20 protein-coding genes, 1 tRNA gene, 1 pseudogene and 1 CRISPR repeat array are annotated in these 23,114 nt (G+C 70.7%); of the genes and pseudogenes, 16 read left to right on the top strand and 6 right to left on the bottom strand.

What is annotated here, in order from left to right:
* Positions 1 to 258: 258 nt before the first annotated feature.
* The 3 genes from AC4IHM_RS09920 to AC4IHM_RS09910 form a co-directional block, all read right to left on the bottom strand.
* Complete coding sequence (locus AC4IHM_RS09920; RefSeq protein WP_490866704.1) at positions 259 to 1,323, bottom strand: hypothetical protein; 1,065 nt, start codon at positions 1,321 to 1,323, stop codon at positions 259 to 261.
* Positions 1,320 to 1,670 carry a PadR family transcriptional regulator gene (locus tag AC4IHM_RS09915; protein WP_490866703.1) on the bottom strand — a complete coding sequence of 117 codons (351 nt, stop codon included), beginning with the start codon at positions 1,668 to 1,670 and terminating at the stop codon, positions 1,320 to 1,322. Before AC4IHM_RS09915 ends, AC4IHM_RS09920 begins: the two co-directional genes overlap by 4 nt.
* Positions 1,671 to 1,926: 256 nt before the next feature.
* Positions 1,927 to 2,943, bottom strand: a complete 1,017-nt coding sequence (locus AC4IHM_RS09910; RefSeq protein WP_490866702.1) for a DNA-directed RNA polymerase subunit alpha — start codon at positions 2,941 to 2,943, stop codon at positions 1,927 to 1,929.
* Between the two features lie 260 nt (positions 2,944 to 3,203).
* Between AC4IHM_RS09910 and AC4IHM_RS09905 the strand changes: the two are divergent.
* Together AC4IHM_RS09905 and AC4IHM_RS09900 are read left to right on the top strand one after the other, a co-directional pair.
* Positions 3,204 to 3,666 (top strand): annotated as a pseudogene (locus tag AC4IHM_RS09905) (pyridoxamine 5'-phosphate oxidase family protein).
* Between the two features lie 107 nt (positions 3,667 to 3,773).
* Positions 3,774 to 4,250, top strand: a complete 477-nt coding sequence (locus AC4IHM_RS09900) for a hypothetical protein (protein WP_490866701.1) — start codon at positions 3,774 to 3,776, stop codon at positions 4,248 to 4,250.
* A gap of 361 nt (positions 4,251 to 4,611) precedes the next feature.
* Positions 4,612 to 5,017: direct repeats of the CRISPR family, unit length 29 nt; unit sequence CTGCTCCCCGCGCCTGCGAGGATGGACCC.
* A gap of 243 nt (positions 5,018 to 5,260) precedes the next feature.
* On the opposite strand, the gene AC4IHM_RS09895 is transcribed toward AC4IHM_RS09900, so the two are convergent.
* The 3 genes from AC4IHM_RS09895 to AC4IHM_RS09885 form a co-directional block, all read right to left on the bottom strand.
* Positions 5,261 to 5,662 (bottom strand): DNA-binding protein, encoded by a 402-nt coding sequence (locus tag AC4IHM_RS09895; RefSeq protein ID WP_490866700.1) that lies wholly within the window; start codon positions 5,660 to 5,662, stop codon positions 5,261 to 5,263.
* Positions 5,659 to 5,907 carry a type II toxin-antitoxin system CcdA family antitoxin gene (locus AC4IHM_RS09890; protein WP_490866699.1) on the bottom strand — a complete coding sequence of 83 codons (249 nt, stop codon included), beginning with the start codon at positions 5,905 to 5,907 and terminating at the stop codon, positions 5,659 to 5,661. The genes AC4IHM_RS09895 and AC4IHM_RS09890 overlap by 4 nt, the downstream gene beginning before the upstream one ends.
* Before the next feature lie 472 nt (positions 5,908 to 6,379).
* Positions 6,380 to 6,451 (bottom strand) — tRNA-Arg (locus AC4IHM_RS09885).
* 178 nt (positions 6,452 to 6,629) lie between these two features.
* Between AC4IHM_RS09885 and AC4IHM_RS09880 the strand changes: the two genes are divergently transcribed.
* The 14 genes from AC4IHM_RS09880 to AC4IHM_RS09815 all read left to right on the top strand — a co-directional run bounded on the left by AC4IHM_RS09880 (position 6,630) and on the right by AC4IHM_RS09815 (position 23,024).
* Complete coding sequence (locus tag AC4IHM_RS09880; RefSeq protein ID WP_490866698.1) at positions 6,630 to 7,118, top strand: response regulator; 489 nt, start codon at positions 6,630 to 6,632, stop codon at positions 7,116 to 7,118.
* A gap of 206 nt (positions 7,119 to 7,324) precedes the next feature.
* A complete protein-coding gene (gene nrtL / locus AC4IHM_RS09875; RefSeq protein WP_490866697.1) occupies positions 7,325 to 8,368 on the top strand; it encodes an ArgS-related anticodon-binding protein NrtL in 1,044 nt (347 codons plus the stop codon).
* 25 nt (positions 8,369 to 8,393) lie between these two features.
* Positions 8,394 to 9,785 (top strand): diaminopimelate decarboxylase, encoded by a 1,392-nt coding sequence (lysA, locus tag AC4IHM_RS09870; protein ID WP_490866696.1) that lies wholly within the window; start codon positions 8,394 to 8,396, stop codon positions 9,783 to 9,785.
* Positions 9,786 to 9,948: 163 nt separating this feature from the next.
* Entirely contained in the window at positions 9,949 to 11,241 is a 1,293-nt protein-coding gene (locus AC4IHM_RS09865; protein ID WP_490866695.1) for a homoserine dehydrogenase, read from the top strand.
* 6 nt (positions 11,242 to 11,247) lie between these two features.
* Positions 11,248 to 12,306, top strand: a complete 1,059-nt coding sequence (gene thrC, locus AC4IHM_RS09860) for a threonine synthase (RefSeq protein ID WP_490866694.1) — start codon at positions 11,248 to 11,250, stop codon at positions 12,304 to 12,306.
* Between the two features lie 428 nt (positions 12,307 to 12,734).
* Positions 12,735 to 13,652 (top strand): homoserine kinase, encoded by a 918-nt coding sequence (gene thrB / locus AC4IHM_RS09855; RefSeq protein WP_490866693.1) that lies wholly within the window; start codon positions 12,735 to 12,737, stop codon positions 13,650 to 13,652.
* Between the two features lie 407 nt (positions 13,653 to 14,059).
* Positions 14,060 to 16,159 (top strand): transcription termination factor Rho, encoded by a 2,100-nt coding sequence (gene rho, locus AC4IHM_RS09850; RefSeq protein ID WP_490866692.1) that lies wholly within the window; start codon positions 14,060 to 14,062, stop codon positions 16,157 to 16,159.
* A 359-nt stretch (positions 16,160 to 16,518) separates the two neighbouring features.
* On the top strand, positions 16,519 to 17,667 hold the full coding sequence (locus AC4IHM_RS09845) for an LCP family protein (RefSeq protein ID WP_490866691.1): 1,149 nt from the start codon (positions 16,519 to 16,521) through the stop codon (positions 17,665 to 17,667).
* Positions 17,668 to 17,805: 138 nt separating this feature from the next.
* The gene (gene rpmE, locus AC4IHM_RS09840; protein WP_019326867.1) at positions 17,806 to 18,030 is read left to right on the top strand and encodes a 50S ribosomal protein L31; all 225 of its coding nucleotides are present in this window, start codon (positions 17,806 to 17,808) and stop codon (positions 18,028 to 18,030) included.
* Between the two features lie 109 nt (positions 18,031 to 18,139).
* The gene (gene prfA / locus AC4IHM_RS09835; RefSeq protein WP_490866690.1) at positions 18,140 to 19,216 is read left to right on the top strand and encodes a peptide chain release factor 1; all 1,077 of its coding nucleotides are present in this window, start codon (positions 18,140 to 18,142) and stop codon (positions 19,214 to 19,216) included.
* 94 nt (positions 19,217 to 19,310) lie between these two features.
* Entirely contained in the window at positions 19,311 to 20,150 is an 840-nt protein-coding gene (prmC, locus tag AC4IHM_RS09830) for a peptide chain release factor N(5)-glutamine methyltransferase (RefSeq protein ID WP_490866689.1), read from the top strand.
* Between the two features lie 50 nt (positions 20,151 to 20,200).
* Positions 20,201 to 20,848: an L-threonylcarbamoyladenylate synthase gene (locus tag AC4IHM_RS09825; protein WP_490866688.1), complete on the top strand. Its 648-nt coding sequence runs from the start codon at positions 20,201 to 20,203 to the stop codon at positions 20,846 to 20,848.
* Positions 20,845 to 21,522 carry an arsenate reductase/protein-tyrosine-phosphatase family protein gene (locus AC4IHM_RS09820; protein ID WP_490866687.1) on the top strand — a complete coding sequence of 226 codons (678 nt, stop codon included), beginning with the start codon at positions 20,845 to 20,847 and terminating at the stop codon, positions 21,520 to 21,522. Before AC4IHM_RS09825 ends, AC4IHM_RS09820 begins: the two co-directional genes overlap by 4 nt.
* A gap of 182 nt (positions 21,523 to 21,704) precedes the next feature.
* On the top strand, positions 21,705 to 23,024 hold the full coding sequence (locus tag AC4IHM_RS09815) for an MraY family glycosyltransferase (protein ID WP_490866686.1): 1,320 nt from the start codon (positions 21,705 to 21,707) through the stop codon (positions 23,022 to 23,024).
* The last annotated feature ends 90 nt before the right edge of the window (positions 23,025 to 23,114 follow it).

Raw genomic sequence — 23,114 nt, 5'->3', positions numbered from 1 at the left:
GTCCTCGACGCCATCGGCGCCCACCTGCCGACCCGGGACCGGCCGAGGAGGACTGTACGGGCGCGCTCACCGGCGAACCGACCGCCTTCGACGCCGACCTCGTCGACGACTGCGCGCGCGTGGTCGTACTGGCCCCGATCCGCAAGGACGCGAGGGCGAGCCCGAGCGCACGGCCCCGGGCCGAGTCCCTCGCGTCGCACGGCGCCCAGGTCGCCCTGCGCGACTCGGCCCCACGTCCCGGCCCCCGGCGGCACCGGCTCACGCGGCCTTCCGCGCCGCCCCGTCCCGCCAGTACGTCCGCAGCAGCGACGACGATCCCCAGGCGGCGACGGCCAGCAGGGCGACCTGGGCCCAGAACCAGGAGGACTCCGGCCGCGGGTCGCTGACCAGGTCGAAGGCGTACCAGCACAGACAGGCGCCGAACAGCAGCTGAGGCCGCAGCAACGCCCGTGCCGCGCGCCGGGGCCGGCCGGCCCCCTCGGCCAGCCGCACCGCGTAGATCTCCGGCCGGCCGAACTCCTCGGCCGCACCGCGCCCCGAGGCCCCGAGATGGTCCCGCGCCTCGTCGACGTAACGCTGCGCCTCCCGCGGGGAGTACCCGTGCCGCCCCCGCAGCAGCCCCGCGAACCGCGCCAGCCACGCGTCGTCGGACAGCGGCACGTCAGCCGCGGGCCGCCCGGCGAACCAACGCCCGACCGCCGCCTCCGGCACGCACCACGCCAGCACCGCGAACAGCACCCCGAGAAGCACCAAGGCAGCCGCGGGCACGGACACTTGAGGCCCTCGCGGTACGGCGGTGAACCCGACGGCCGCGGCCACCACCAGCACCGGCACGCAGCCCATGGCGATCCGGGCGGCCCGTACCCGCCCCGCGCCCCGCAACTCGGGAATGACCCCGACCACGACCACGAGCAGCACGCCCAGCAGGGCCGCGGCACCCCCCGAGGCCCAGCCGACCGAAAGCCAGAACCCCTCGCTGAACCACAGGAACACGCCGAACAGCACCGCCTGACCACCCGTCAGCGACAAGGCGGCGACGAAGCGCGCCCCCGGCGTGAAGTCACCCAGGTCGAGGTCGCCGCGGTGAGCCTCGTCGACCCGCTCGGCCGCGACCGTGGCGGCGTACGCGTCGGGGTCACCGGCCAACTCCCGGACGGGCACCCCGGATTCGACGGCCATCTCGTGGACCTCCGCGAGAACGCGCTCCCGCAGCCCGCCGGTTGCGCTGTGGTACCGGAGCAGGGCGAAGGTGAACCGGTCGGCCCACGCCTCGTCCTCCTCGGACGGCCAGACAAGGCGCTGCCGCTCGTCGCCGCGCTTCATGAGTCCTCCCCGCTCCTCGGTACCGTTCGCGGCACCAGGTCGTCCACCACGGCACCCAACTCCCGCCAGGCGCGGTACTCACCGGCCAGCCGTTCCCGCCCGGCCTCGGTGAGGCGGTAGTACTTACGTCCCGGCCCGCCCTCACCGGCACTCCACCGGATCTCGACGGCACCCTCTTCCTCCAGCTTGTTCAACGCCGGGTAGAGGGTCGCCGCCTTGACCGGCGCGAAGCCGGCCTCGCTCAACTGCTGCAACAGCGCGTAGCCGTAGCTCTCGCCCCGCTCCAGCAGCCCGAGCAGGCAGAGCGGCAGGACCGCCCGCAGCCACGCGGAACCGAACTCCCGCATCGTGTCTTCCCGCGCTTCCGTGCCCGCTTCTCAACTAGTTGGATTTTCAGAATAGTAGAGAGACCACGCCACGTCCACACCCCTCTGCCGGCGGTACCCGGCGAGAAACCGGGCCAACGGGACATCGACCGCGGTCCGCGTCGCGGGGAGTTGCCCGCGGCCGGGAACGGGTGTCGACCCAGTACGTCTCGCCCGGACGCCGAGACGGAGGAGCGGGCGTGGCTCGCACGCCCCGTCCACGGCGCGCGGCGCACCTTCAGTACTGCTCGGTCTCCACGAACCCGGCGTCCGCGTCGTTGTCCGCGCCGATGGCGGCGGCGGGCGCGTCGAATCCGGGCGGACTGTCCTTGAGCCCCAGCCCCAGACCGGCGAGCTTGGCCTTGACCTCGTCGATCGACTTGGCGCCGAAGTTGCGGACGTTGAGGAGGTCGGCCTCCGAGCGGGTCACCAGCTCACCCACGGAGTGGACGCCCTCGCGCTTGAGGCAGTTGTACGACCGGACGGTGAGGTCGAGTTCCTCGATCGGCATGACCAGATCGGCGGCGAGCGCGGCGTCGACCGGGGACGGGCCCATGTCGATGCCCTCGGCGTCGATGTTCAGCTCGCGGGCGAGACCGAACAGCTCGACCAGGGTCTTGCCGGCCGACGCCATGGCGTCGCGCGGACGCATCGCCTGCTTCGTCTCGACGTTGACGATCAGCTTGTCGAAGTCGGTCCGCTGCTCGACACGCGTCGCCTCGACCTTGTACGTGACCTTCAGCACGGGGCTGTAGATCGAGTCGACCGGAATCCGCCCGATCTCCTGACCGAGCTGCTTGTTCTGCACGGCGGAGACATAGCCGCGACCGCGCTCGACGGTCAGCTCCATCTCCAGCTTGCCCTTGCCGTTGAGCGTGGCCAGGACGAGGTCGGGATTGTGCACCTCGACACCGGCCGGAGGCGCGATGTCGGCGGCGGTGACCAGACCCGGACCCTGCTTGCGCAGGTACATCACGACCGGCTCGTCCTGCTCACTGCTGACGACGAGCTGCTTGATGTTGAGGATCAGGTCGGTGACGTCCTCCTTGACGCCCGGCACGGTGGTGAACTCGTGCAGGACACCGTCGATACGGATCGACGTGACCGCCGCACCCGGAATCGAGGACAGAAGCGTACGGCGCAGAGAGTTGCCGAGGGTGTAACCGAAGCCCGGCTCCAGCGGCTCGATGACGAACCGGGAGCGGAACTCGTCGACGACCTCTTCGGTCAACGAGGGACGCTGAGCAATCAGCACGTGGTGTTGCCTCCTGTGATGTGGCGCCCGCTATGTGACGCCGTAGACACCACGAAGCGTACGGGCGACAGGCCCTCATCGGCCTCCGATGGCACCGAACCACCCGACTCCAACCCGACGAAACGGTGAGTTCACCCTGAGTGGGCGAGCATGTTTGCCCGTTGACGGGAGACGTTCGAGGCGCCCCGGGACATCGGTCGCCGGTCGTAGGTCCCGCGCCCGAGGCGCGCTTCGCACCCGCTTGGCTAGGGTCGCCCCTCATGAGGACCACAGGAACCGCCCGCCGCCCGACGGCAGAGCGCGTGCGCGACACCCTGGAGCGGCTCGCCGCCGAGCGGGACGTATGGGTGTCGACGTTCCCACCCCGACCAGGGACCGCACCAGCGACCACTGTGGTTCTCGTGGGACGGCCAAGCCGTATGGATGTCCACCAGCGCCACGTCGGCGATCGCACGAAACCTCCACAAACAGCCGCGCGTGCACCTCTCACTACCGGACCCCTTCGACGTGGTACTCCTCCAGGGCGAGGCGCAGCTCTTCCCGCCCCAGCAAACCCCCGACCACGCGACGAAGGCCTTCACCGAAAAACTCGGCTGGGACCCACGCGAGGAAGAGGACCCCTTCCTGTACATACGCGTCACCCCGAAGACAGTGCGCGCATGGCGCGGCACGCCAGAACTACCCGGAAGAGTCATCATGCGATCCGGCACGTGGCTGCCCTGACGACCATCACGGGCTCGCCGGCCTTCACCGCAACTCCCGGCCTGCGACCCGGGGTCGCGACGCGGGGCCGGGCCGGTACGTGCCGCGGCGGTGGCTACGGTCAGCCCATGCAGTGGGCCACTTTGATCAGCACCATAGTGGGCGCGGCGATCGCCACAGGATCCACCATGCTCCTGGACCGTCAACGCTGGAAACGGGAGCGCTCGGATCGCGAGACCCAAGCACGCCGCACCCTGTACGGGGACTACCTGGCCGGCCTGTCGGAGGCTCGTCACGCCTGCGGCAACATGGCCCGAGACCCGGACATGGAACCCTCGACGCGCCGCACCACGGCTCGCGAAGCCTTCGGACCGTGCATCGGCATGAGATACCAGATGACCATCAGCGCACCCAGCCGCGTCGTGGCGGCCTCGGAGGAAGCTTTCCGCCGTCTGAGAGACCTCCGCGACCGGGTGATGGAGGGAGTCCTGGTCACCGATCCCGTGTACCTGGAGTCACGCCGAACGTATGACGATGCCCTTGCCGCACTTCGGGCACGCATGCGAGAAGACCTACGCGTCAGCGAAGACGGCAGTGCGCCCTGAGCTTGGGAACGACGGGTGCCCTTGCGGTTCCCCCGCTGGTCGGGCGGGACTCGTGTCCAGCAGCGGCTGAGCCGTCAACGCGGTGCCCGGCCGTGACTGACCGCAGGACGTTGTTGCGTGTAGTGCGGAAGTGGCGCAGGGCAAGGAAGGTATCGGGGTCCACCACCTCGCACCAGGCCAACTCGGCCCGCATGACGTTTCGGGATCTCGGGTGCAAAGGCTGGGGGCGGTCTATTTGGTGCCGTAATCTGTTCGCTGGAGACTTGCGTACCACTATTTGGTCGGCTTATTTCACTTCTTGCTCTCGTTGCAGTTGGTTCAAAACTGCCTTGCTCGCTAGGAAACTTGCTGGTCAGGTAGTCTGCTCCCCGCGCCTGCGAGGATGGACCCACCAAGAGGCTGGGCTCCCAGCTCCAAGTGGCCTGCTCCCCGCGCCTGCGAGGATGGACCCGTCCCCGCCCAGCCCCGCGACTGGGACCAGCTCTGCTCCCCGCGCCTGCGAGGATGGACCCTGGGCGGCGAACCGGATGCCGGCCGGCAGGGCGCTGGCGTCGACTGCTCCCCGCGCCTGCGAGGATGGACCCGCGTCCGACTCGTGTACTGGGTGACCGCGTTGCTGCTCCCCGCGCCTGCGAGGATGGACCCATTTGGTAGATCGCACCCTCGGACTGCACCCACTGCTCCCCGCGCCTGCGAGGATGGACCCAGCCCCGCCGTGAGCAGAGCCGCCTCGTGCATCTGCTCCCCGCGCCTGCGAGGATGGACCCGACGATCCGGACGACATGGTCATTGTCGTGGTCTGCCCCCCGCGCTGGCGAGGACGAGCCATTGAACGCGCCGATGAGGCAGCCGTTGGCCTGGGGGTCGTGGAGCGGGTGACGAGAATCGAACTCGCGCTCTGAGCTTGGGAATCAACGGTGCTTGGACCGTTCTGCTTGGCACGGACGGGGCACGAGGGCTGGCGGTGCGACGGAACCTGCCAAGGTGCGTGCTCAGAGTGGGCCAACCGTTCAGAGAGGAACGATGCGGAGTTGGTCGCCGCAGAGCTTGGCCATGTCGTCGCTGTCGGAGGTCAGGATGGCGACGGGTTTCGGCTGGCGGAGCGCGGCCTCGGCGACCGTGGCGTCGATGGCGTACTTGTGCCCGTGCAGTCCGGCACCTTTGAGCAGCTCCGCTGCCGCTTTCGCCGCCTGCTCGGTGACAGGCTCCACCTTGATCCGGGACAGGGCCCAGTTCAGGCGAGGCATGTTGGTGCGGGAGTGGCTGGCTTCCGCGATGGTGTTCGCCCCGATCACGAGGTCGGCCCCCATATCGTGGAAGACCTGCAGCATCGCGAGGAGCTTGCGGTCCTGCGCGATCCAGGCGGACAGCCCTTCCGAGTCCAGGACGACGGTCTCGATGCGCTCGCTCACGCGGCGTCCGTGTTCCTGGAGGGGTCGGCGGAGCCGAAGATCTTCGAGCGTGCCTCGGCGAGCTCCTCGTCGCTGAAGGGTCCGTGCTCCTCCTCATGGCGGCGGAGGTCCTCGCCCAGGAGCTGGTGCCGGATCTGGCGGGCTACGGCTTCCGCAACGTAGCCGGAGACGTTGTCCGTGAGCTTGCGGAGCTGCGCCACCTGGTCGCTGGGAAGCGTGACGGTGATGCGAGTCGTTGAGGACATAGGGCAAGCATACTGGAGTATGCGGGATGTCACTGTGCGGTGCTCCGGCTGCTCGCGGGGGCAAGCGTCGGTTTCCTGACAGGTGAGCGAAAAGGCGTGGGGGACTCAAGCGACTTCGTCAGCCAAGCCGTTAGGAGCCCGAGTCGGGGGCCCTTGATCGGGGACATAGAAGTGCGCGCCCGCTACAGGACGCTGGTGAAACTTTCCTACGATGCTGGATGGCGCGGAACTGGCTCTGAGCACGCTGTGAGAGCTGTGAGGACGTCCGCGGCTACCTGCGTTATGTGCAGTTCGCACTCGAGACCGTCATCGACGGGGTTCCGCTGGCATCGTACGCAAGTACCGCACCATCGGGGATCCGAAGATCAGCACGCTATTACAACGTGGTCACTGGCAAACGCCTGCACGTACGCGAAGACCCCGTCCTCAGCGAAAGCGCTGGTGGCGGGGTCTTTGGGCACCTAATCCAAGGTGCCCCCGGCAGGATTCGAACCTGCGCACACGGCTCCGGAGGCCGTTGCTCTATCCCCTGAGCTACGGGGGCGTGTCTGGCGCGGTGGGTGTTGCTCGCGGCGACGGGTAGAACACTACCAGCTTGGTCGGGGTGGTCATGAACGGGTTTTCGCGGGTCGTGGCGTCGGTCGCAGGGGCGTTGTCCCCCGCAGGGGGTGGAAGTGGGGAAAACCCGGACGCGGTGGCCGGTCCCGACCTACTCTCGAGTTGTGCCTAGGGCGTCTGGCCGGGTTCTTGTTGTGGACGACAACAAGGTCATCCGGCAGCTGATCAGGGTCAATCTCGAGCTGGAGGGCTTCGAGGTCGTGACCGCGGCCGATGGTGCCGAGTGTCTGGAAGTCGTCCATCAGGTGCGGCCCGACGCCGTCACGCTGGACATGGTCATGCCCCGGTTGGACGGGGTCGGGACCGCTGTCCGGCTGCGTGCCGATCCGCGTACCCGAGACCTCCCGATCGCCATCATCAGTGCCTGTACGCAGTACGAGGTCGACGCCGGGTTCGATGCCGGGGCGGACGTCTTCCTCTCCAAGCCGTTCGAGCCTGCCGAACTCATCGGCCTCGTACGGCAGCTCGTCGAGCGCAGGGGCAGTGGCGTCGGTGCCGCGGGGAGGGATGAGGGGGCGGGGCCGTCCTCGGGTTCCATACCGCGGTTATTCGGTGGTCTCACGGGGGAGAGTGAATTCCCGGCTCAGGCTTGATCCCCGGCCGGGGCTCGGGCCCAGTCGCCGGTTCCGGTTTGATCGGTGGTCTGTGGACCGTGGTTCGGCCCGTGGCTTGCGGTCCGTGGCTCGTGGCCCCCATGACTCCCGTGACTCCCGGCCCGTTGGTCGCCATCAGTGCGTGCCAATGCCATACGGAGAGAGCCGGGCCGCCGGCCACCTCCCTTCTCCCATACGCTTGACCCGTGACCCCCGTAGAACTCTCCCGTACCGTGCTGCACGCCGTGCGGTGTGCCGTCGACGCGGGGGAGCTGGACGTGGGCGTGCCGGAGCGGGTCGGTGTTGCGCCGCCGGGGCCCGGAGGGTGCGGGGACTACGCCACGGGCATCGCCCTCCAGCTCGCCCGGCCGGCCGGGCAGGCCCCCCGTCGGGTCGCCGAGGTGCTGCGGACGTATCTCGTCCGCACCGACGGCATCACCGACGTCGTCCTCACCGGGCCCGGGTTCCTCAACATCAGCCTCCACCGCACCGCCCCCGCCGGCCTCGTCGAGGAGATCCTGCGGCTCGGCGCACAGTACGGGCACGAAGGGCCCGACGGTCGCGTCGTACAGCTGCACTGCCCCCACGACCTCCGCGCCGTCGTCGTCGCCCAGGCCGCCGCCCGGATCCTGCGCGCCCGTGGCGCCCTCGTGCGTACCTCCGCCGAGGCCTTCGACGCGGAGTGGGACACCGTCCTCGGCGCACACGTCGACGCCGTCGGACCCGCGCCCGCGGAGCCGCCCGAGCCGCCTGTTGACGTCCGGCCCGTTCCCGCCCCCGGCGACCCCCTCCGCCTCGGGCGCGACGCCGGGCGCTGGGCCCTGCTCCACCCCGCCGCCCACGACCGGCCCCGGATCACCCCCGACCACCTCGTCCAGCGCGAGAGCAACCCCCTCTTCCGCGTGCGGTACGCCCACGCCCGCACCCGCGCCCTCGCCCGCAACGCCGCCGATCTCGGCTTCGCGGCCCTACCCGGCCCCGTCTCCGGCGCGCAGGACCTCCTCGTCGCCCTCGCCGACCACCCCCGCGTCCTCGCCGCCGCCGCGGCGCACCGCGCCCCCGACCGACTCGCCCGGCATCTCGTCGACGTCGCCGACGCCGCGCTGCCCTTCCTGCCCACCGTGCTGCCCCGCGGTGGGGAGAAACCCTCGGCCGCCCACCGTGCCCGGCTCGCGCTCGCCGAAGCCGCCGGGACGGTGCTGGCCGGCGGCCTGACCCTGCTCGGTATCGACGCACCCGACCACCTGTGAAGCCAGCGAGAGAGCCAGCGAAGAAATGAGCCGTTCCGCACACCCCGCCGGGCCCCGCCACGCCGATGTCCTCCCCGAGGGGCACTACTCCGCCCCGGCCGCCGATCTGAACGCCCTCGACCCGAAGGTCTGGGCCGAGACCGTCACGCGGGACGCCGACGGTGCCGTCACCGTCGGCGGGATCGCCGTCACCCGGCTCGCCGAGGAGTACGGCACCCCCGCCTACGTCCTCGACGAGGCCGACTTCCGGTCCCGGGCACGGGCCTGGCGTACCGCCTTCGGCGCCGGCGCCGACGTGTTCTACGCGGGCAAGGCATTCCTGTCCCGGGCCGTCGTGCGCTGGCTGGACGAGGAGGGGCTGAACCTGGACGTGTGCTCGGGAGGGGAGCTGGCCACCGCGCTCTCCGCCGGGATGCCCGCCGACCGCATCGCCTTCCACGGCAACAACAAGTCACCGCAGGAGATCGAGCGCGCCGTCCGCGCCGGGGTCGGGCGGATCGTGCTCGACTCCTTCCAGGAGATCGTGCGCGTCGCCCACACCGCCCAGGCCCTCGGCACGCGGCAGCGCGTGCAGATCCGGGTCACCGTCGGCGTCGAGGCGCACACGCACGAGTTCATCGCCACCGCCCACGAGGACCAGAAGTTCGGCATCCCGCTCGCCGACGGACAGGCGGCGGAGGCCGTGCGCCGGGCCCTGCAGCTCGACGGGATCGAGGTCATCGGGATCCACTCCCACATCGGCTCGCAGATCTTCGACCTGTCGGGGTTCGAGGTCGCCGCCCACCGCGTGGTCGGGCTGCTCAAGGACATTCGCGACGAGCACGGCGTCGAGCTGCCCGAGATCGACCTCGGGGGCGGGCTCGGGATCGCGTACACGAGCGACGACGACCCCCGTGAGCCGCACGAGATCGCCAAGGCGCTGACCGAGATCGTGACGCGGGAGTGCGAGGGCGCGCGGCTGCGCACACCGCGCATCTCCGTCGAGCCGGGGCGCGCCATCGTCGGGCCCACCGCCTTCACGCTCTACGAGGTCGGCACCGTCAAGCCCCTCGACGGGCTGCGCACCTACGTCTCCGTCGACGGCGGCATGTCGGACAACATCCGCACCGCGCTGTACGACGCCGAGTACAGCGTCACCCTCGCCTCGCGCACCTCCGACGCCGAGCCGATGCTCGTGCGCGTCGTCGGCAAGCACTGCGAGAGCGGGGACATCGTGGTCAAGGACGCCTTCCTGCCGAGCGACCTGGCACCCGGTGACCTCCTCGCCGTACCCGCGACCGGGGCGTACTGCCGTTCCATGGCCAGCAACTACAACCACGCGCTGCGTCCGCCCGTCGTCGCCGTGCGGGACGGCGCGGCGCGGGTCCTCGTACGGCGTGAGACCGAGGAGGATCTGCTCCGTCTCGACGTCGGGTGACGCCGGGCGGGCGGGGGAGGAGCGGGCGGCGGGGCGAAGATCTTCCGGCTCGCACCTCATCTGAAAATGAAATAAACGTCTCACGATCCGGACGAAAGGCAGAAAATCCCGTCCGGTGCGTGAGACTGGTCCAACCGCAGACGGTATGAGGAAACGAGGTCGGATGATGCGTACGCGTCCGCTGAAGGTGGCGCTGCTGGGCTGTGGAGTGGTCGGCTCAGAGGTGGCGCGCATCATGACGACGCACGCCGACGACCTCGCCGCCCGGATCGGGGCCCCCGTGGAACTCGCCGGTGTCGCCGTACGGCGGCCCGACAAGATGCGCGAGGGCATCGACCCGGGCCTCGTCACCGCCGACGCCACCGCGCTCGTCAAGCGCGGGGACATCGACGTCGTCGTCGAGGTCATCGGCGGCATCGAGCCCGCCCGGACCCTCATCACCACCGCCTTCGCGCACGGCGCCTCCGTCGTCTCCGCCAACAAGGCCCTGATCGCCCAGGACGGCGCGGCCCTGCACGCCGCCGCCGACGAGCACGGCAGGGACCTGTACTACGAGGCCGCCGTCGCCGGTGCCATCCCGCTGATCCGGCCGCTGCGCGAATCCCTCGCCGGCGACGAGGTGAACCGGGTGCTCGGCATCGTCAACGGCACGACCAACTTCATCCTCGACGCCATGGACAGCACCGGGGCGGGCTATCAGGAGGCCCTCGACGAGGCCACCGCCCTCGGGTACGCCGAGGCCGACCCGACCGCCGACGTGGAGGGCTTCGACGCCGCCGCCAAGGCCGCCATCCTCGCCGGGATCGCCTTCCACACGCGCGTGCGCCTCGACGACGTCTACCGCGAGGGCATGACCGAGGTCACCGCCGCCGACTTCGCCTCCGCCAAGGAGATGGGCTGCACCATCAAGCTCCTCGCCATCTGCGAGCGGGCCGTGGACGGGGCGTCGGTCACCGCGCGCGTCCACCCCGCGATGATCCCGCTCAGCCATCCGCTGGCCAATGTGCGCGAGGCCTACAACGCGGTGTTCGTCGAGTCCGACGCTGCCGGGCAGCTCATGTTCTACGGTCCCGGCGCCGGCGGCTCGCCCACCGCGTCCGCCGTGCTCGGCGACCTGGTCGCCGTCTGCCGCAACCGGCTGGGCGGCGCGACCGGACCCGGCGAGTCCGCGTACGCCGCACTGCCCGTCTCGCCGATGGGCGATGTCGTCACCCGCTACCACATCAGCCTCGACGTGGCCGACAAACCGGGCGTGCTCGCCCAGGTCGCGACCGTGTTCGCGGAGCACGGTGTCTCCATCGACACCGTGCGGCAGTCCGGCAAGGACGGCGAGGCCTCCCTCGTCGTCGTCACCCATCGCGCGTCCGACGCCGCCCTCGGCGGTACGGTCGAGGCGCTGCGCAAGCTCGACACCGTGCGGGGTGTCGCCAGCATCATGCGGGTTGAAGGAGAGTAACCAGCAATGACCCACCAGTGGCGCGGAATCATCGAGGAGTACCGGGACCGGCTGCCCGTCTCCGCCGGCACGCCCGTCGTGACGCTCCGCGAGGGCGGCACGCCGCTCGTGCCCGCGCAGGTGCTCTCCGAGCGCACGGGCTGCGAGGTCCACCTCAAGGTCGAGGGGGCGAACCCCACCGGGTCCTTCAAGGACCGCGGCATGACCATGGCCATCAGCAGGGCCAAGGAGGAGGGCGCGCAGGCCGTCATCTGCGCGTCCACCGGAAACACCTCCGCGAGTGCCGCCGCCTACGGCGTGCGGGCGGGCATGGTCTCCGCCGTGCTGGTGCCGCAGGGCAAGATCGCGCTCGGCAAGATGGGCCAGGCCCTCGTGCACGGCGCGAAGATCCTCCAGGTCGCCGGCAACTTCGACGACTGCCTCACGCTGGCCCGCGCGCTGAGCGACAACTACCCCGTGGCGCTGGTCAATTCGGTCAACCCGGTGCGTATCGAGGGGCAGAAGACGGCCGCCTTCGAGATCGTGGACATGCTCGGCGACGCCCCCGACATCCACGTCCTGCCGGTCGGCAACGCGGGCAACATCACCGCGTACTGGAAGGGGTACAAGGAGTACGCCGCCGACGGGCTCGCCACCAGGACGCCCCGCATGTGGGGCTTCCAGGCCTCCGGCAGCGCCCCGATCGTGCGCGGCGAGGTCGTCAAGGACCCGTCGACCATCGCCACCGCCATCCGCATCGGCAACCCCGCCTCCTGGAACTTCGCGCTCGCCGCGCGGGACGAGTCCGGCGGGGCCATCGACGAGGTGACGGACCGTGAGATCCTGCGCGCCTACCGGCTGTTGGCCTCGCAGGAGGGCGTCTTCGTGGAGCCCGCGTCCGCCGCGTCGGTGGCCGGTCTGCTGAAGGCGGCCGAGCAGGGCAGGGTCGATCCGGGGCAGAAGATCGTGTGCACCGTCACCGGCAACGGCCTCAAGGACCCGGACTGGGCCGTCGCCGGCGCCCCGCAGCCGGTCACCGTCCCGGTCGACGCGGCGACGGCGGCCGAGCGGCTCGGCCTGGCCTGAGCGGCCTCCCCGGCCGCCACCTGCCGGGGACCCGGGCCCGGCCCGCGATCCGACGCGCCCAGCGCAAGGAGAGGGCGTAAGCGGCGCTTGGCCGGGAAAGTCATCGACGGGGGGTGCACAAGGGGCTTACGACACGCATCGTGCGCCTCCTGTGCGCCCTATGTCGCCACAGAACCTTCCTTCGATAGGCTGTACCGAACCCGCCCACCGCATATGCCGCGGTGCCGCGCCGTCTCCGCGGTAGGGAGCGACCGGCAGTGGTCGGCCGTTGGGCAGGCAGCGGCGATCCCGAGGGTTCGGTAGCTCGTCGGAGGTCGTTCGACGAGCACGCAGTCCGAGACACTCACGCAGTCCACAGACACTCACGCAGTCCACAACAGTCACCGCAGCTCAAGACAGTCACGCAGCTCAAGGAGAGTCATCGAGCGATGGCCGGTCCAGCGTTCCGCGCCGCCGCCGTCAGGGTGCGCGTCCCCGCCACCAGCGCCAACCTCGGCCCGGGTTTCGACGCCCTCGGCCTCGCGCTGGGTCTCTACGACGACGTGGTCGTCCGGGTGGCCGACTCCGGGCTGCACGTCGACATCGCGGGTGAGGGCAGCGAGACGCTGCCGCGCGACGAGAAGCACCTCCTCGTCCGCTCCCTGCGCACCGCCTTCGACATCCTGGGCGGACAGCCGCGCGGCCTGGAGATCGTCTGCGCCAACCGCATCCCGCACGGCCGCGGCCTCGGCTCCTCCTCCGCCGCCATCTGCGCGGGCATCGTCGCCGCGCGCGCGGTGACCATAGGCGGCGAGGCCCGCCTCGACGACGCCGCGCTGCTCGACCTGGCCACCGAGATCGAGGGCCACCCCGACAATGTCGCGGCCTGTCTGCTGGGCGGCTTCACGCTGTCCTGGATGGATTCCGGCGCCGCTCGGGCCATCAGGATGGAGCCCGCCGATTCCATCGTTCCGGTGGTTTTCGTACCGGGAAAGCCGGTGCTGACGGAGACCGCGCGCGGACTGCTCCCGCGCACCGTCCCGCACGTCGACGCGGCGGCCAACGCGGGCCGCGCCGCGCTGCTCGTCGAGGCACTCACCCGGCGTCCCGAACTGCTCCTGCCGGCCACCGAGGACCGGCTGCACCAGGAGTACCGCGCGCCGGCCATGCCGGAGAGCGCGGCACTGGTGGAACGCCTGCGCGGCGACGGCATCCCCGCGGTGATCTCGGGTGCCGGACCCACGGTGATGGCACTGGCCGACGCCGACACGGCCGACAAGGTCGAGGCGCTGGCCGGAACGGACTGGGCGGCCAACCGGCTGAGCCTGGACCAGCAGGGCGCGAGCGTGCTTCCGCTCGCCACCTGACACATGGTTGCCGGATTTCGAGAGGGGGAATGTTTGTTGGATCCGGTAGTGTTAATCTCAAGTCTGCACCCGACCCCACCATGGCGAGGTGCCTCGTGTCCCCGTCCGGGACGGACATTCTTCCGGGAGCCCCCCAAGTCGCATTGTGTGGTGGATGTCGTACGTGACCAGTACGGCCGACACGGACACTGAGCGCCCGCCGGGCACGCTTCGGAACCGGTGCGACCACGCCGCATGACACAGCCACTGGGTGCCACGGCCAGGGGTAGCGCCATCACCAGATATCTCTTCCGCCGTTCAGGCGGACCACCGCCCCGGCACGGTTCGCACAGCAAGGACCGAAGCCGGACAGCACAACCGGTCGCCGAGCCAGACAGGCCGACGTCCGCTCCAGGGAAGGACCCTTCGTGAGCGACACCACCGATCTGATGGGCGCACGTGTCGAGGAGACCGCTGCCGCGCCCGCCACGGACGCCTCCGCGCCTGCCAGCGGTGCCGGCTCCCGGCGGCGCCGCGGCACCGGCCTCGAGGGCATGGTGCTGGCCGAGCTGCAACAGGTCGCGTCCGGCCTCGGCATCAGGGGCACCGCGCGGATGCGCAAGAGCCAGCTGATCGAGGTCATCAAGGAGGCGCAGGCCGCGGGGGGAGCCCCCGCCAAGGCCGCGCCCGCCGCCGCGGACGCCGCCGGCGAGACCAAGCCGAAGCGCCGCAGCACCTCCCGTTCCCGTACGGGCGACGAGGCCTCCGCCGACAAGGCGGAGAAGGCCGGCAAGGCCGGGAAGAAGGCGGACAAGGCGGTCGCCGACAAGGCCACCGCCCAGCAGCAGATCGACATCCCCGGCCAGCCCTCTCCCAAGGTCTCGCCGTCGGCCGAGCAGGCCGCCGCCGCGGGTGACGACGCCCCCTCCGAGCGCCGCCGTCGCCGCGCCACCGCCGACGCGGGCAGCCCGTCCGCCGCCACCGAGACGGTGGCAGTCGAGACCCGCGGCGAGCCCAGGACCGAGTCCCCCGCGCAGCAGCAGGGCCAGCAGGGCCAGAGCGAGACCCGCTCCGACGGCGAGGGCGGCGAGGGCCGCCGACGCGACCGCCGGGACCGCGGCGACCGTGGCGAACGCGGCGACCGCGACCGTGGCGAGCGCGGGGACCGCGGACGTGACCGCGACCGCCGCAACAAGGGCGACGACCAGCAGAACCAGAACGGCGGCCAGCAGCGCCAGCAGCAGGGCGGCGGACGCCAGGACCGCCAGCAGCACGACGACGGTTACGACGACGACGGGAGCGGCCGCCGCGGCCGTCGTGGCCGCTACCGGGACCGCCGGGGCCGCCGCGGACGCGACGAGATCCAGGAGCCGCAGATCAACGAGGACGACGTCCTCATCCCGGTCGCCGGCATCCTCGACATCCTCGACAACTACGCGTTCATCCGGACCTCCGGCTACCTGCCCGGACCCAACGACGTGTACGTCTCCCTCGCCCAGGTCCGCAAGAACGGCCTGCGCAAGGGCGACCACCTCACCGGTGCCGTGCGCCAGCCCAAGGAGGGCGAGCGCCGCGAGAAGTTCAACGCGCTGGTGCGCCTGGACTCGGTCAACGGCATGGCACCCGAACACGGCCGCGGACGGCCGGAGTTCAACAAGCTGACGCCGCTGTACCCGCAGGACCGCCTCCGCCTGGAGACCGACCCCGGCGTCCTCACCACCCGCATCATCGACCTCGTCGCGCCCATCGGCAAGGGACAGCGCGGTCTGATCGTGGCCCCGCCGAAGACCGGCAAGACCATGATCATGCAGGCGATCGCCAACGCGATCACGCACAACAACCCCGAGTGCCACCTGATGGTCGTCCTGGTCGACGAGCGTCCGGAAGAGGTCACCGACATGCAGCGGTCGGTGAAGGGCGAGGTCATCTCCTCGACCTTCGACCGCCCGGCCGAGGACCACACCACGGTCGCCGAGCTGGCCGTCGAGCGCGCCAAGCGCCTGGTGGAGCTGGGCCACGACGTGGTCGTCCTGCTCGACTCGATCACGCGTCTGGGCCGTGCCTACAACCTCGCCGCCCCGGCCTCCGGCCGCATCCTGTCCGGTGGTGTCGACTCGACCGCCCTGTACCCGCCGAAGCGCTTCTTCGGCGCGGCCCGCAACATCGAGGACGGTGGCTCGCTCACCATCCTCGCCACCGCGCTGGTGGACACCGGGTCCCGCATGGACGAGGTCATCTTCGAGGAGTTCAAGGGCACCGGCAACGCCGAGCTGAAGCTCGACCGGAAGCTCGCCGACAAGCGCATCTTCCCGGCGGTGGACGTCGACGCGTCCGGCACCCGCAAGGAGGAGATCCTGCTCGGCAGCGAGGAACTCGCCGTCACCTGGAAGCTGCGCCGGGTGCTGCACGCCCTCGACCAGCAGCAGGCGATCGAGCTGCTCCTCGACAAGATGAAGCAGACCAAGTCGAACGTCGAGTTCCTGATGCAGATCCAGAAGACGACCCCGACGCCCGGCAACGGCGACTGAGCCGTCCCCGGTCCCACCCGCACCACCCCGAGTCCCGCCCCGTCGCACCGCCGACGGGGCGGGACTCCGGCGTTGCGGGCTGCGACCTTCGCCACACGGGCCGGCCCCGCGACCCGACCCGCGCGCCCGCCCGGCCGACCATGGATTCCCAGGTCACAGACGCGGACCAGCCCACATCGAACACGCTCCGTGACCACCGGTCGACCCGGCCCGCACAGAACGTCGTGCAACCCTGTCCCGAGTTCCGCCGTCTCCCCTACGGAGGGACGATGGTGAGGTACCGGTGGAAAACCGCTGGAACCGATTCACCCCGACCCTGAGCCCAGGGGGTACCCGACCGGACGAACACCGAGGAGCACATGTCCGCCGAGAGCACGCCGGATCCCGCGATACCCGGCCCCGGGGAGCCCCGTCCCCCCGGTCCCGGACCCCGCGGCAAGGGCCGCCGCCGCAAGCCCCGCAGCAAGCGGCGCAAGGCCCTGCTCGTCGCGGCCTGGACCGCCGCCGGTGTCGTCGTCCTGGGCGGCTCCGGAGCGGGCGTCCTGTTCTTCAAGCTCAACGGCAACCTCCACAGCGTCGACATCAACCAGGTCCTCGGCACCGACCGGCCCCGGAAGGCCGACAACGGCTCCGAGAACATCCTGGTCCTCGGCTCGGACAGCCGCTCGGGCGGCAACAAGAAGCTCGGCGGCGGCGCCGACGACGGCACCGCCCGCTCGGACACGGCGATGGTCGTGCACGTCTACAAGGGCCACAAGAAGGCCAGCGTGGTCTCCATCCCGCGCGACACCCTCATCGACCGCCCCGACTGCACCGACGCCGACGGCGGTGACCACCCCGCCGCCACCGGCGTGATGTTCAACTCCGCCTACTCGACCGGTGGCGCCGCCTGCGCGGTGAAGACCGTCGAGTCGCTCAGCGGCCTGCGCATGGACCACTACCTGGAGGTCGACTTCAGCGGCTTCCAGAACCTCGTCGACGACCTCGGCGGCGTCGAGGTCACCACCACCAAGGACATCAAGGACCCCGACAGCCACCTCGACCTGAGCGCCGGCACCCACCGGCTCGACGGCGAGCAGGCCCTCGGCCTGGTCCGCACCCGGCACGGCGTCGGCGACGGCTCCGACCTCGGCCGCATCCAGCTCCAGCAGGCCTTCGTCAAGGCCCTGGTCGGCCAGGTCAAGGACATCGGCCTGCTCGGCAACCCCAAGAAGCTGTACGACATCGCCGACACCGCCACCAAGACCGTGACCACCGACTCCGACCTGGGCTCGGTGAACTCCCTGATGTCCTTCGCGAGCGGTCTGCGCGGCATCGGCGCCTCGCACCTGGACATGGTCACGCTGCCGGTCCAGTACGACCCCCAGAACGGCAACCGCGTCCTGGTCGAGGAGACCAAGGCCCGGCAGGTGTGGGACGCCCTGAAGAACGACCGCCCGATCCCGGCCGACGCCACGCGGGGAACGGCCACGGGCGAGGCGAAGGACGTGGTGGGCGGCACCCCGTGAGGGGCGCGGGAATACCCGGCCCCCGCCCCCGGTTTTGGGGGATGGCGCCAGTCCTGGCAGACTGGTACGTCGGCCCCGGTTCACGCTCCGCAGCCCGCGGCGGCGACCCGGTGCCCTCCAGGAACAGTAGGAGAAACCTTGAAGCGCGACATCCACCCCGAGTACGTCGAGACGCAGGTCAGCTGCACCTGTGGCGCGTCGTTCACCACCCGCAGCACCATCGAGTCCGGCACCATCCGGGCCGAGGTCTGCTCCGAGTGCCACCCGTTCTACACGGGCAAGCAGAAGATCCTCGACACCGGTGGCCGTGTGGCCCGCTTCGAGGCCCGCTTCGGCAAGGCTGCCGCCGGCTCCAAGAAGTAGCGAGCCCCCAACCGCCGGTCCACGGCCGCGTCCCCCAGCCGGGGGAGCGCCGGGACCGGCGTTTTTGGTCGCCCGCCTTTCCCCTCCCACGCAGTAGCAGGAGCCCAAGATGTTCGAGGCCGTCGAGGAACTCGTCGCCGAGCACGCCGATCTGGAGAAGAAGCTCGCCGACCCGTCGGTCCACTCCGACCAGGCCAACGCGCGCAGGCTGAACAAGCGTTACGCCGAGCTGACCCCGATCGTCGCCACGTACCGCTCCTGGAAGCAGACCGGTGACGACGTTGAGACCGCGCGCGAGTTCGCCGTCGACGACCCGGACTTCGCCGCCGAGGTCAAGGAACTGGACAAGCGGCGCGAGGAACTCACCGAGAAGCTGCGCCTGCTGCTCGTCCCGCGCGACCCCAGCGACGACAAGGACGTCATCCTAGAGATCAAGGCGGGCGCGGGCGGCGACGAGTCGGCCCTGTTCGCCGGCGACCTGCTGCGCATGTATCTGCGCTACGCGGAGCGGATCGGCTGGAAGACCGAGATCATCGACTCCACCGAGTCCGAGCTGGGCGGCTACAAGGACGTCCAGGTCGCCGTGAAGACCAAGGGCGGCCAGGGTGCCACCGAGCCGGGACAGGGCGTCTGGGCGCGGCTGAAGTACGAGGGCGGGGTGCACCGCGTGCAGCGGGTGCCCGCGACCGAGTCCCAGGGCCGGATCCACACCTCCGCGGCCGGCGTGCTCGTCACGCCCGAGGCCGAGGAGATCGACGTTGAGATCAACCCCAACGACCTGCGCATCGACGTCTACCGGTCCTCCGGACCCGGCGGCCAGTCCGTCAACACCACCGACTCAGCCGTGCGCATCACGCACATTCCGACCGGAGTCGTCGCCTCCTGCCAGAACGAGAAGAGCCAGCTGCAGAACAAGGAGCAGGCACTGCGTATCCTGCGCTCCAGGCTGCTCGCGGCGGCGCAGGAGGAGGCGGAGAAGGAGGCCGCGGACGCCCGGCGCAGCCAGGTCCGCACCGTCGACCGCTCCGAGAAGATCCGCACGTACAACTTCCCGGAGAACCGCATCTCGGACCACCGCGTCGGATTCAAGGCGTACAACCTGGACCAGGTCCTGGACGGCGACCTCGACCCGGTGATCCAGGCGTGCGTCGACGCGGACTCGGCGGCCAAGCTCGCCGCAGCCTAAGCCCGTACCCGTACACCCGTATGGACGAACAGCTCAGCCCCGGAGGACCAGCGTGCAGCAACATCACGGGGGGCGACCCCCGAACCCCCGCAGCGTGCTGCTCGCGGAGGTGGCCCAGGCCACCCAGCGGCTGGCCGACGCCGGCGTGCCCTCGCCGCGCACCGACGCGGAGGAACTCGCCGCGTATCTGCACGGCGTCAAGCGGGGCGAGCTGCACACCGTGCCGGACACGGACTTCGACGCCCGGTACTGGGAGGTCGTCGCCCGCCGCGAGGCGCGCGAGCCGCTCCAGCACATCACCGGCCGCGCCTACTTCCGCTACCTGGAACTCCAGGTGGGCCCCGGTGTCTTCGTGCCCCGCCCCGAGACCGAGTCCGTCGTCGGGTGGGCGATAGACGCCGTGCGCGCGATGGACGTTGTCGAGCCGTGCATCGTCGACCTGTGCACCGGCTCGGGCGCCATCGCGCTCGCGCTCGCCCAGGAGGTCCCGCGCTCGCGTGTGTACGCCGTGGAGCTGTCCGAGGACGCCCTGGTGTGGACGCGCAAGAACATGGCCGGGTCCAGGGTCGAACTGCGCCAGGGCGACGCCCTGACGGCCTTCCCGGACCTCGACGGCCAGGTCGACCTGGTGGTCTCCAACCCGCCGTACATCCCGCTCACCGAGTGGGAGTACGTCGCCCCCGAGGCCCGCGACCACGATCCGCAGCTGGCGCTGTTCTCCGGCGAGGACGGCCTCGACCTGATCCGCGGCCTGGAGCGCACCGCGCACCGCCTGCTGCGCCCCGGCGGCGTGGTCGTCGTCGAGCACGCGGACACCCAGGGCGGCCAGGTGCCGTGGATCTTCACCGAGGAGCGGGGCTGGGCCGACGCGGCCGACCACCCCGACCTCAACAACCGCCCGCGGTTCGCGACCGCCCGCAGGGCACTGCCGTGAGCGGTGCCCCGACTTCGACCCCGCAGTACGTGTACGAGGAGGCCCGCTAAATGGCACGGCGATACGACACCAACGACGCGACCGACCGTGTGACCGGTCTGCGCGAGGCCGCGTCCGCCGTCCGCCGTGGCGAGCTGGTGGTGCTCCCGACGGACACCGTGTACGGCATCGGCGCCGACGCGTTCACCGGCGAGGCCGTCGCCGACCTGCTGGACGCCAAGGGCCGGGGCCGCAGCATGCCCACGCCCGTCCTCATCGGCTCGCCCAACACCCTGCACGGGCTGGTCACCGACTTCTCCGAGATGGCCTGGGAGCTGGTCGACGCCTTCTGGCCGGGCGCGCTGACGCTGGTCGCCAAGCACCAGCCGTCCCTCCAGTGGGACCTCGGCGACACCCGCGGCACGGTCGCCGTCCGCATGCCGCTGCACCCCGTCGCCATCGAACTGCTCACCGAGGTCGGCCCCATGGCCGTCTCCTCGGCCAACCTGACCGGCCACCCGGCGCCGGAGGACTGCGACGCGGCCCAGCAGATGCTCGGCGACTCCGTCTCCGTCTACCTCGACGGCGGCCCGACCCCCGGCAACGTCCCGTCGTCCATCGTCGACGTCACCCGCGAGGTGCCCGTGCTGCTGCGCGCGGGCGCGCTGTCGGCCGAGGAGCTGCGCAAGGTGGTACCCGACCTCGAGGTGGCGAATTGACGGCCCCTGAGACGGGGCGTGGCATAGGCAACGGGGAACGTGCCGCGGAGGTGACGACGACGTTCGGCTTTCCGCGCGACAGCTTCCGCATCCTCCACGTCAGCACCGGCAACGTCTGCCGCTCGCCCATCACCGAGCGGCTGACCCGGCATTTCGTGACGGAGCGGCTCGGCGTCCTGGGCGGCGGCCTGATCGTGGAGAGCGCGGGCACCTGGGGCCACGAGGGCGCGCCCATGGAGGCGAACGCCGAGACGGTCCTCGCGGACTTCGGCGCGGACGCGGCCGGGTTCACCGGGCGCGAGCTGCTCGACGAGCACGTGATCCGCGCGGACCTGGTGCTCACCGCGACGCGGGACCACCGGGCGCAGGTCATCTCGATGGGGCACTCGGCGGGTCTGCGCACCTTCACGCTCAAGGAGTTCACCCGGCTGGTGAACGCCATCGACCCGGCCACGCTGCCGCCCCTGGAGGACGGCGTGGTCACCCGTGCGCGCGCCCTGGTCCGCGCGGCCGCCGCGCTGCGCGGGTGGCTGCTGGCGCCCACGGTGGAGGCGGACGAGGTGTACGACCCGTACGGGGCGCCGCTGACGTTCTTCCGGTCGATCGGCGACGAGATACACCAGGCGCTGGACCCGGTGGTGACGGCGCTGACGGGGGTCGCGGCGCGGACGTAGCGCGTGCGGGGTGCGGGATCCGGGCGCCGGATTCCCGCCGTATCCGCCCTCGGGCGGGGTAGGCGCTCACGGGTGCACAGCCACACGTGCAACCATCGTCGCTACCCGGAAGTCCTCAACCGTATGCGCGCATCGCTAGGGTGTGGGGCTGAGGATGGCCAGCGAGACCTGTGGGGAAGCCCGTGCGTGAATACCTGCTGACGCTCTGCATCACGGCCGCGGTGACGTATCTGCTGACAGGGCCGGTACGGAAATTCGCGATCGTGGCGGGGGCGATGCCGGAGATCCGGGCACGTGACGTGCACCGGGAGCCCACTCCGCGGCTCGGCGGAATCGCGATGTTCTTCGGGCTGTGCGCGGGGCTGATGGTCGCCGACCATCTCACCAACCTCAGCGAGGTCTTCGAGAGGTCCAACGAGCCGCGGGCCCTGCTCTCCGGGGCCGCGCTGATCTGGCTGATCGGTGTCCTGGACGACAAGTTCGAGATCGACGCCCTGATCAAGCTGGGCGGGCAGATGATCGCCGCCGGCGTGATGGTGGTGCAGGGTCTGACGATCCTGTGGATCCCCGTGCCGGGCGTGGGCAATGTGGCGCTGACCCAGTGGCAGGGCACCCTGCTGACCGTGGCGCTGGTCCTCATCACCATCAACGCGGTCAACTTCGTGGACGGCCTCGACGGCCTCGCGGCCGGCACGGTGTGCATCGCGGCGGCGGCCTTCTTCATGTACGCCTACCGGATCTGGTATTCGTACGGCATCGAGGCCGCGGCGCCCGCCTCGCTGTTCGCCGCCATCCTCATGGGCATGTGCCTGGGCTTCCTGCCGCACAACATGCACCCGGCCCGGATCTTCATGGGCGACTCCGGCTCGATGCTGATCGGCCTGGTGCTGGCGGCCTGCGCGATCTCGGTGACGGGGCAGGTCGATCCGGACGCGATGCAGTTGTTCTCCGGCTCGGAGCGCAACACCGTGCACCAGATGGTGCCGGTCTACATCCCGCTGCTGATGCCGCTCACCGTCATCGCCGTCCCGGCCGCCGACCTGATCCTGGCGATCGTGCGGCGCACCTGGCGCGGCCAGTCGCCGTTCGCCGCGGACCGGGGACACCTGCACCACCGGCTGCTGGAGATCGGCCACTCGCACAGCCGGGCGGTGATGATCATGTACTTCTTCTCGGCGCTGATCGCCTTCGGCGCGCTCGCCTTCTCGGTGAACGCGGCGTCCATGTGGATCGTGCTGGGCGTGGTCTTCCTCAGCGCGGTGGGCCTGGTCCTGCTCCTGCTGCCGCGCTTCACCCCGCGCGCCCCGTACTGGGCCGAGCGCTTCGTGCCGCCCCGCTACCGGCGCCGGGGACCGGCCGCCGAGGCCGGCGGCGCGGCCGGGGAGACCGCTGCGGCCGGGGCGGAGGCCGACGACGAGGCCGAGGGGCGGGTTCCGGTCGCCGCGGGCGTTTCGGGCGTCAATGGGGCAACCGCGATCGGACACCGTTCGCGCACAAGGTAAGAATCTGACTAGAGCATTGCCAACTCGTGGGGGAATGAAATACCCCAATACCAGACAAGTGGGTGCAGTAATTGCGCAAACGCGCAGTGT

Source organism: Streptomyces sp. SL06, from assembly GCF_058244745.1.
This window is presented reverse-complemented; position numbering and strand designations above follow the sequence as displayed.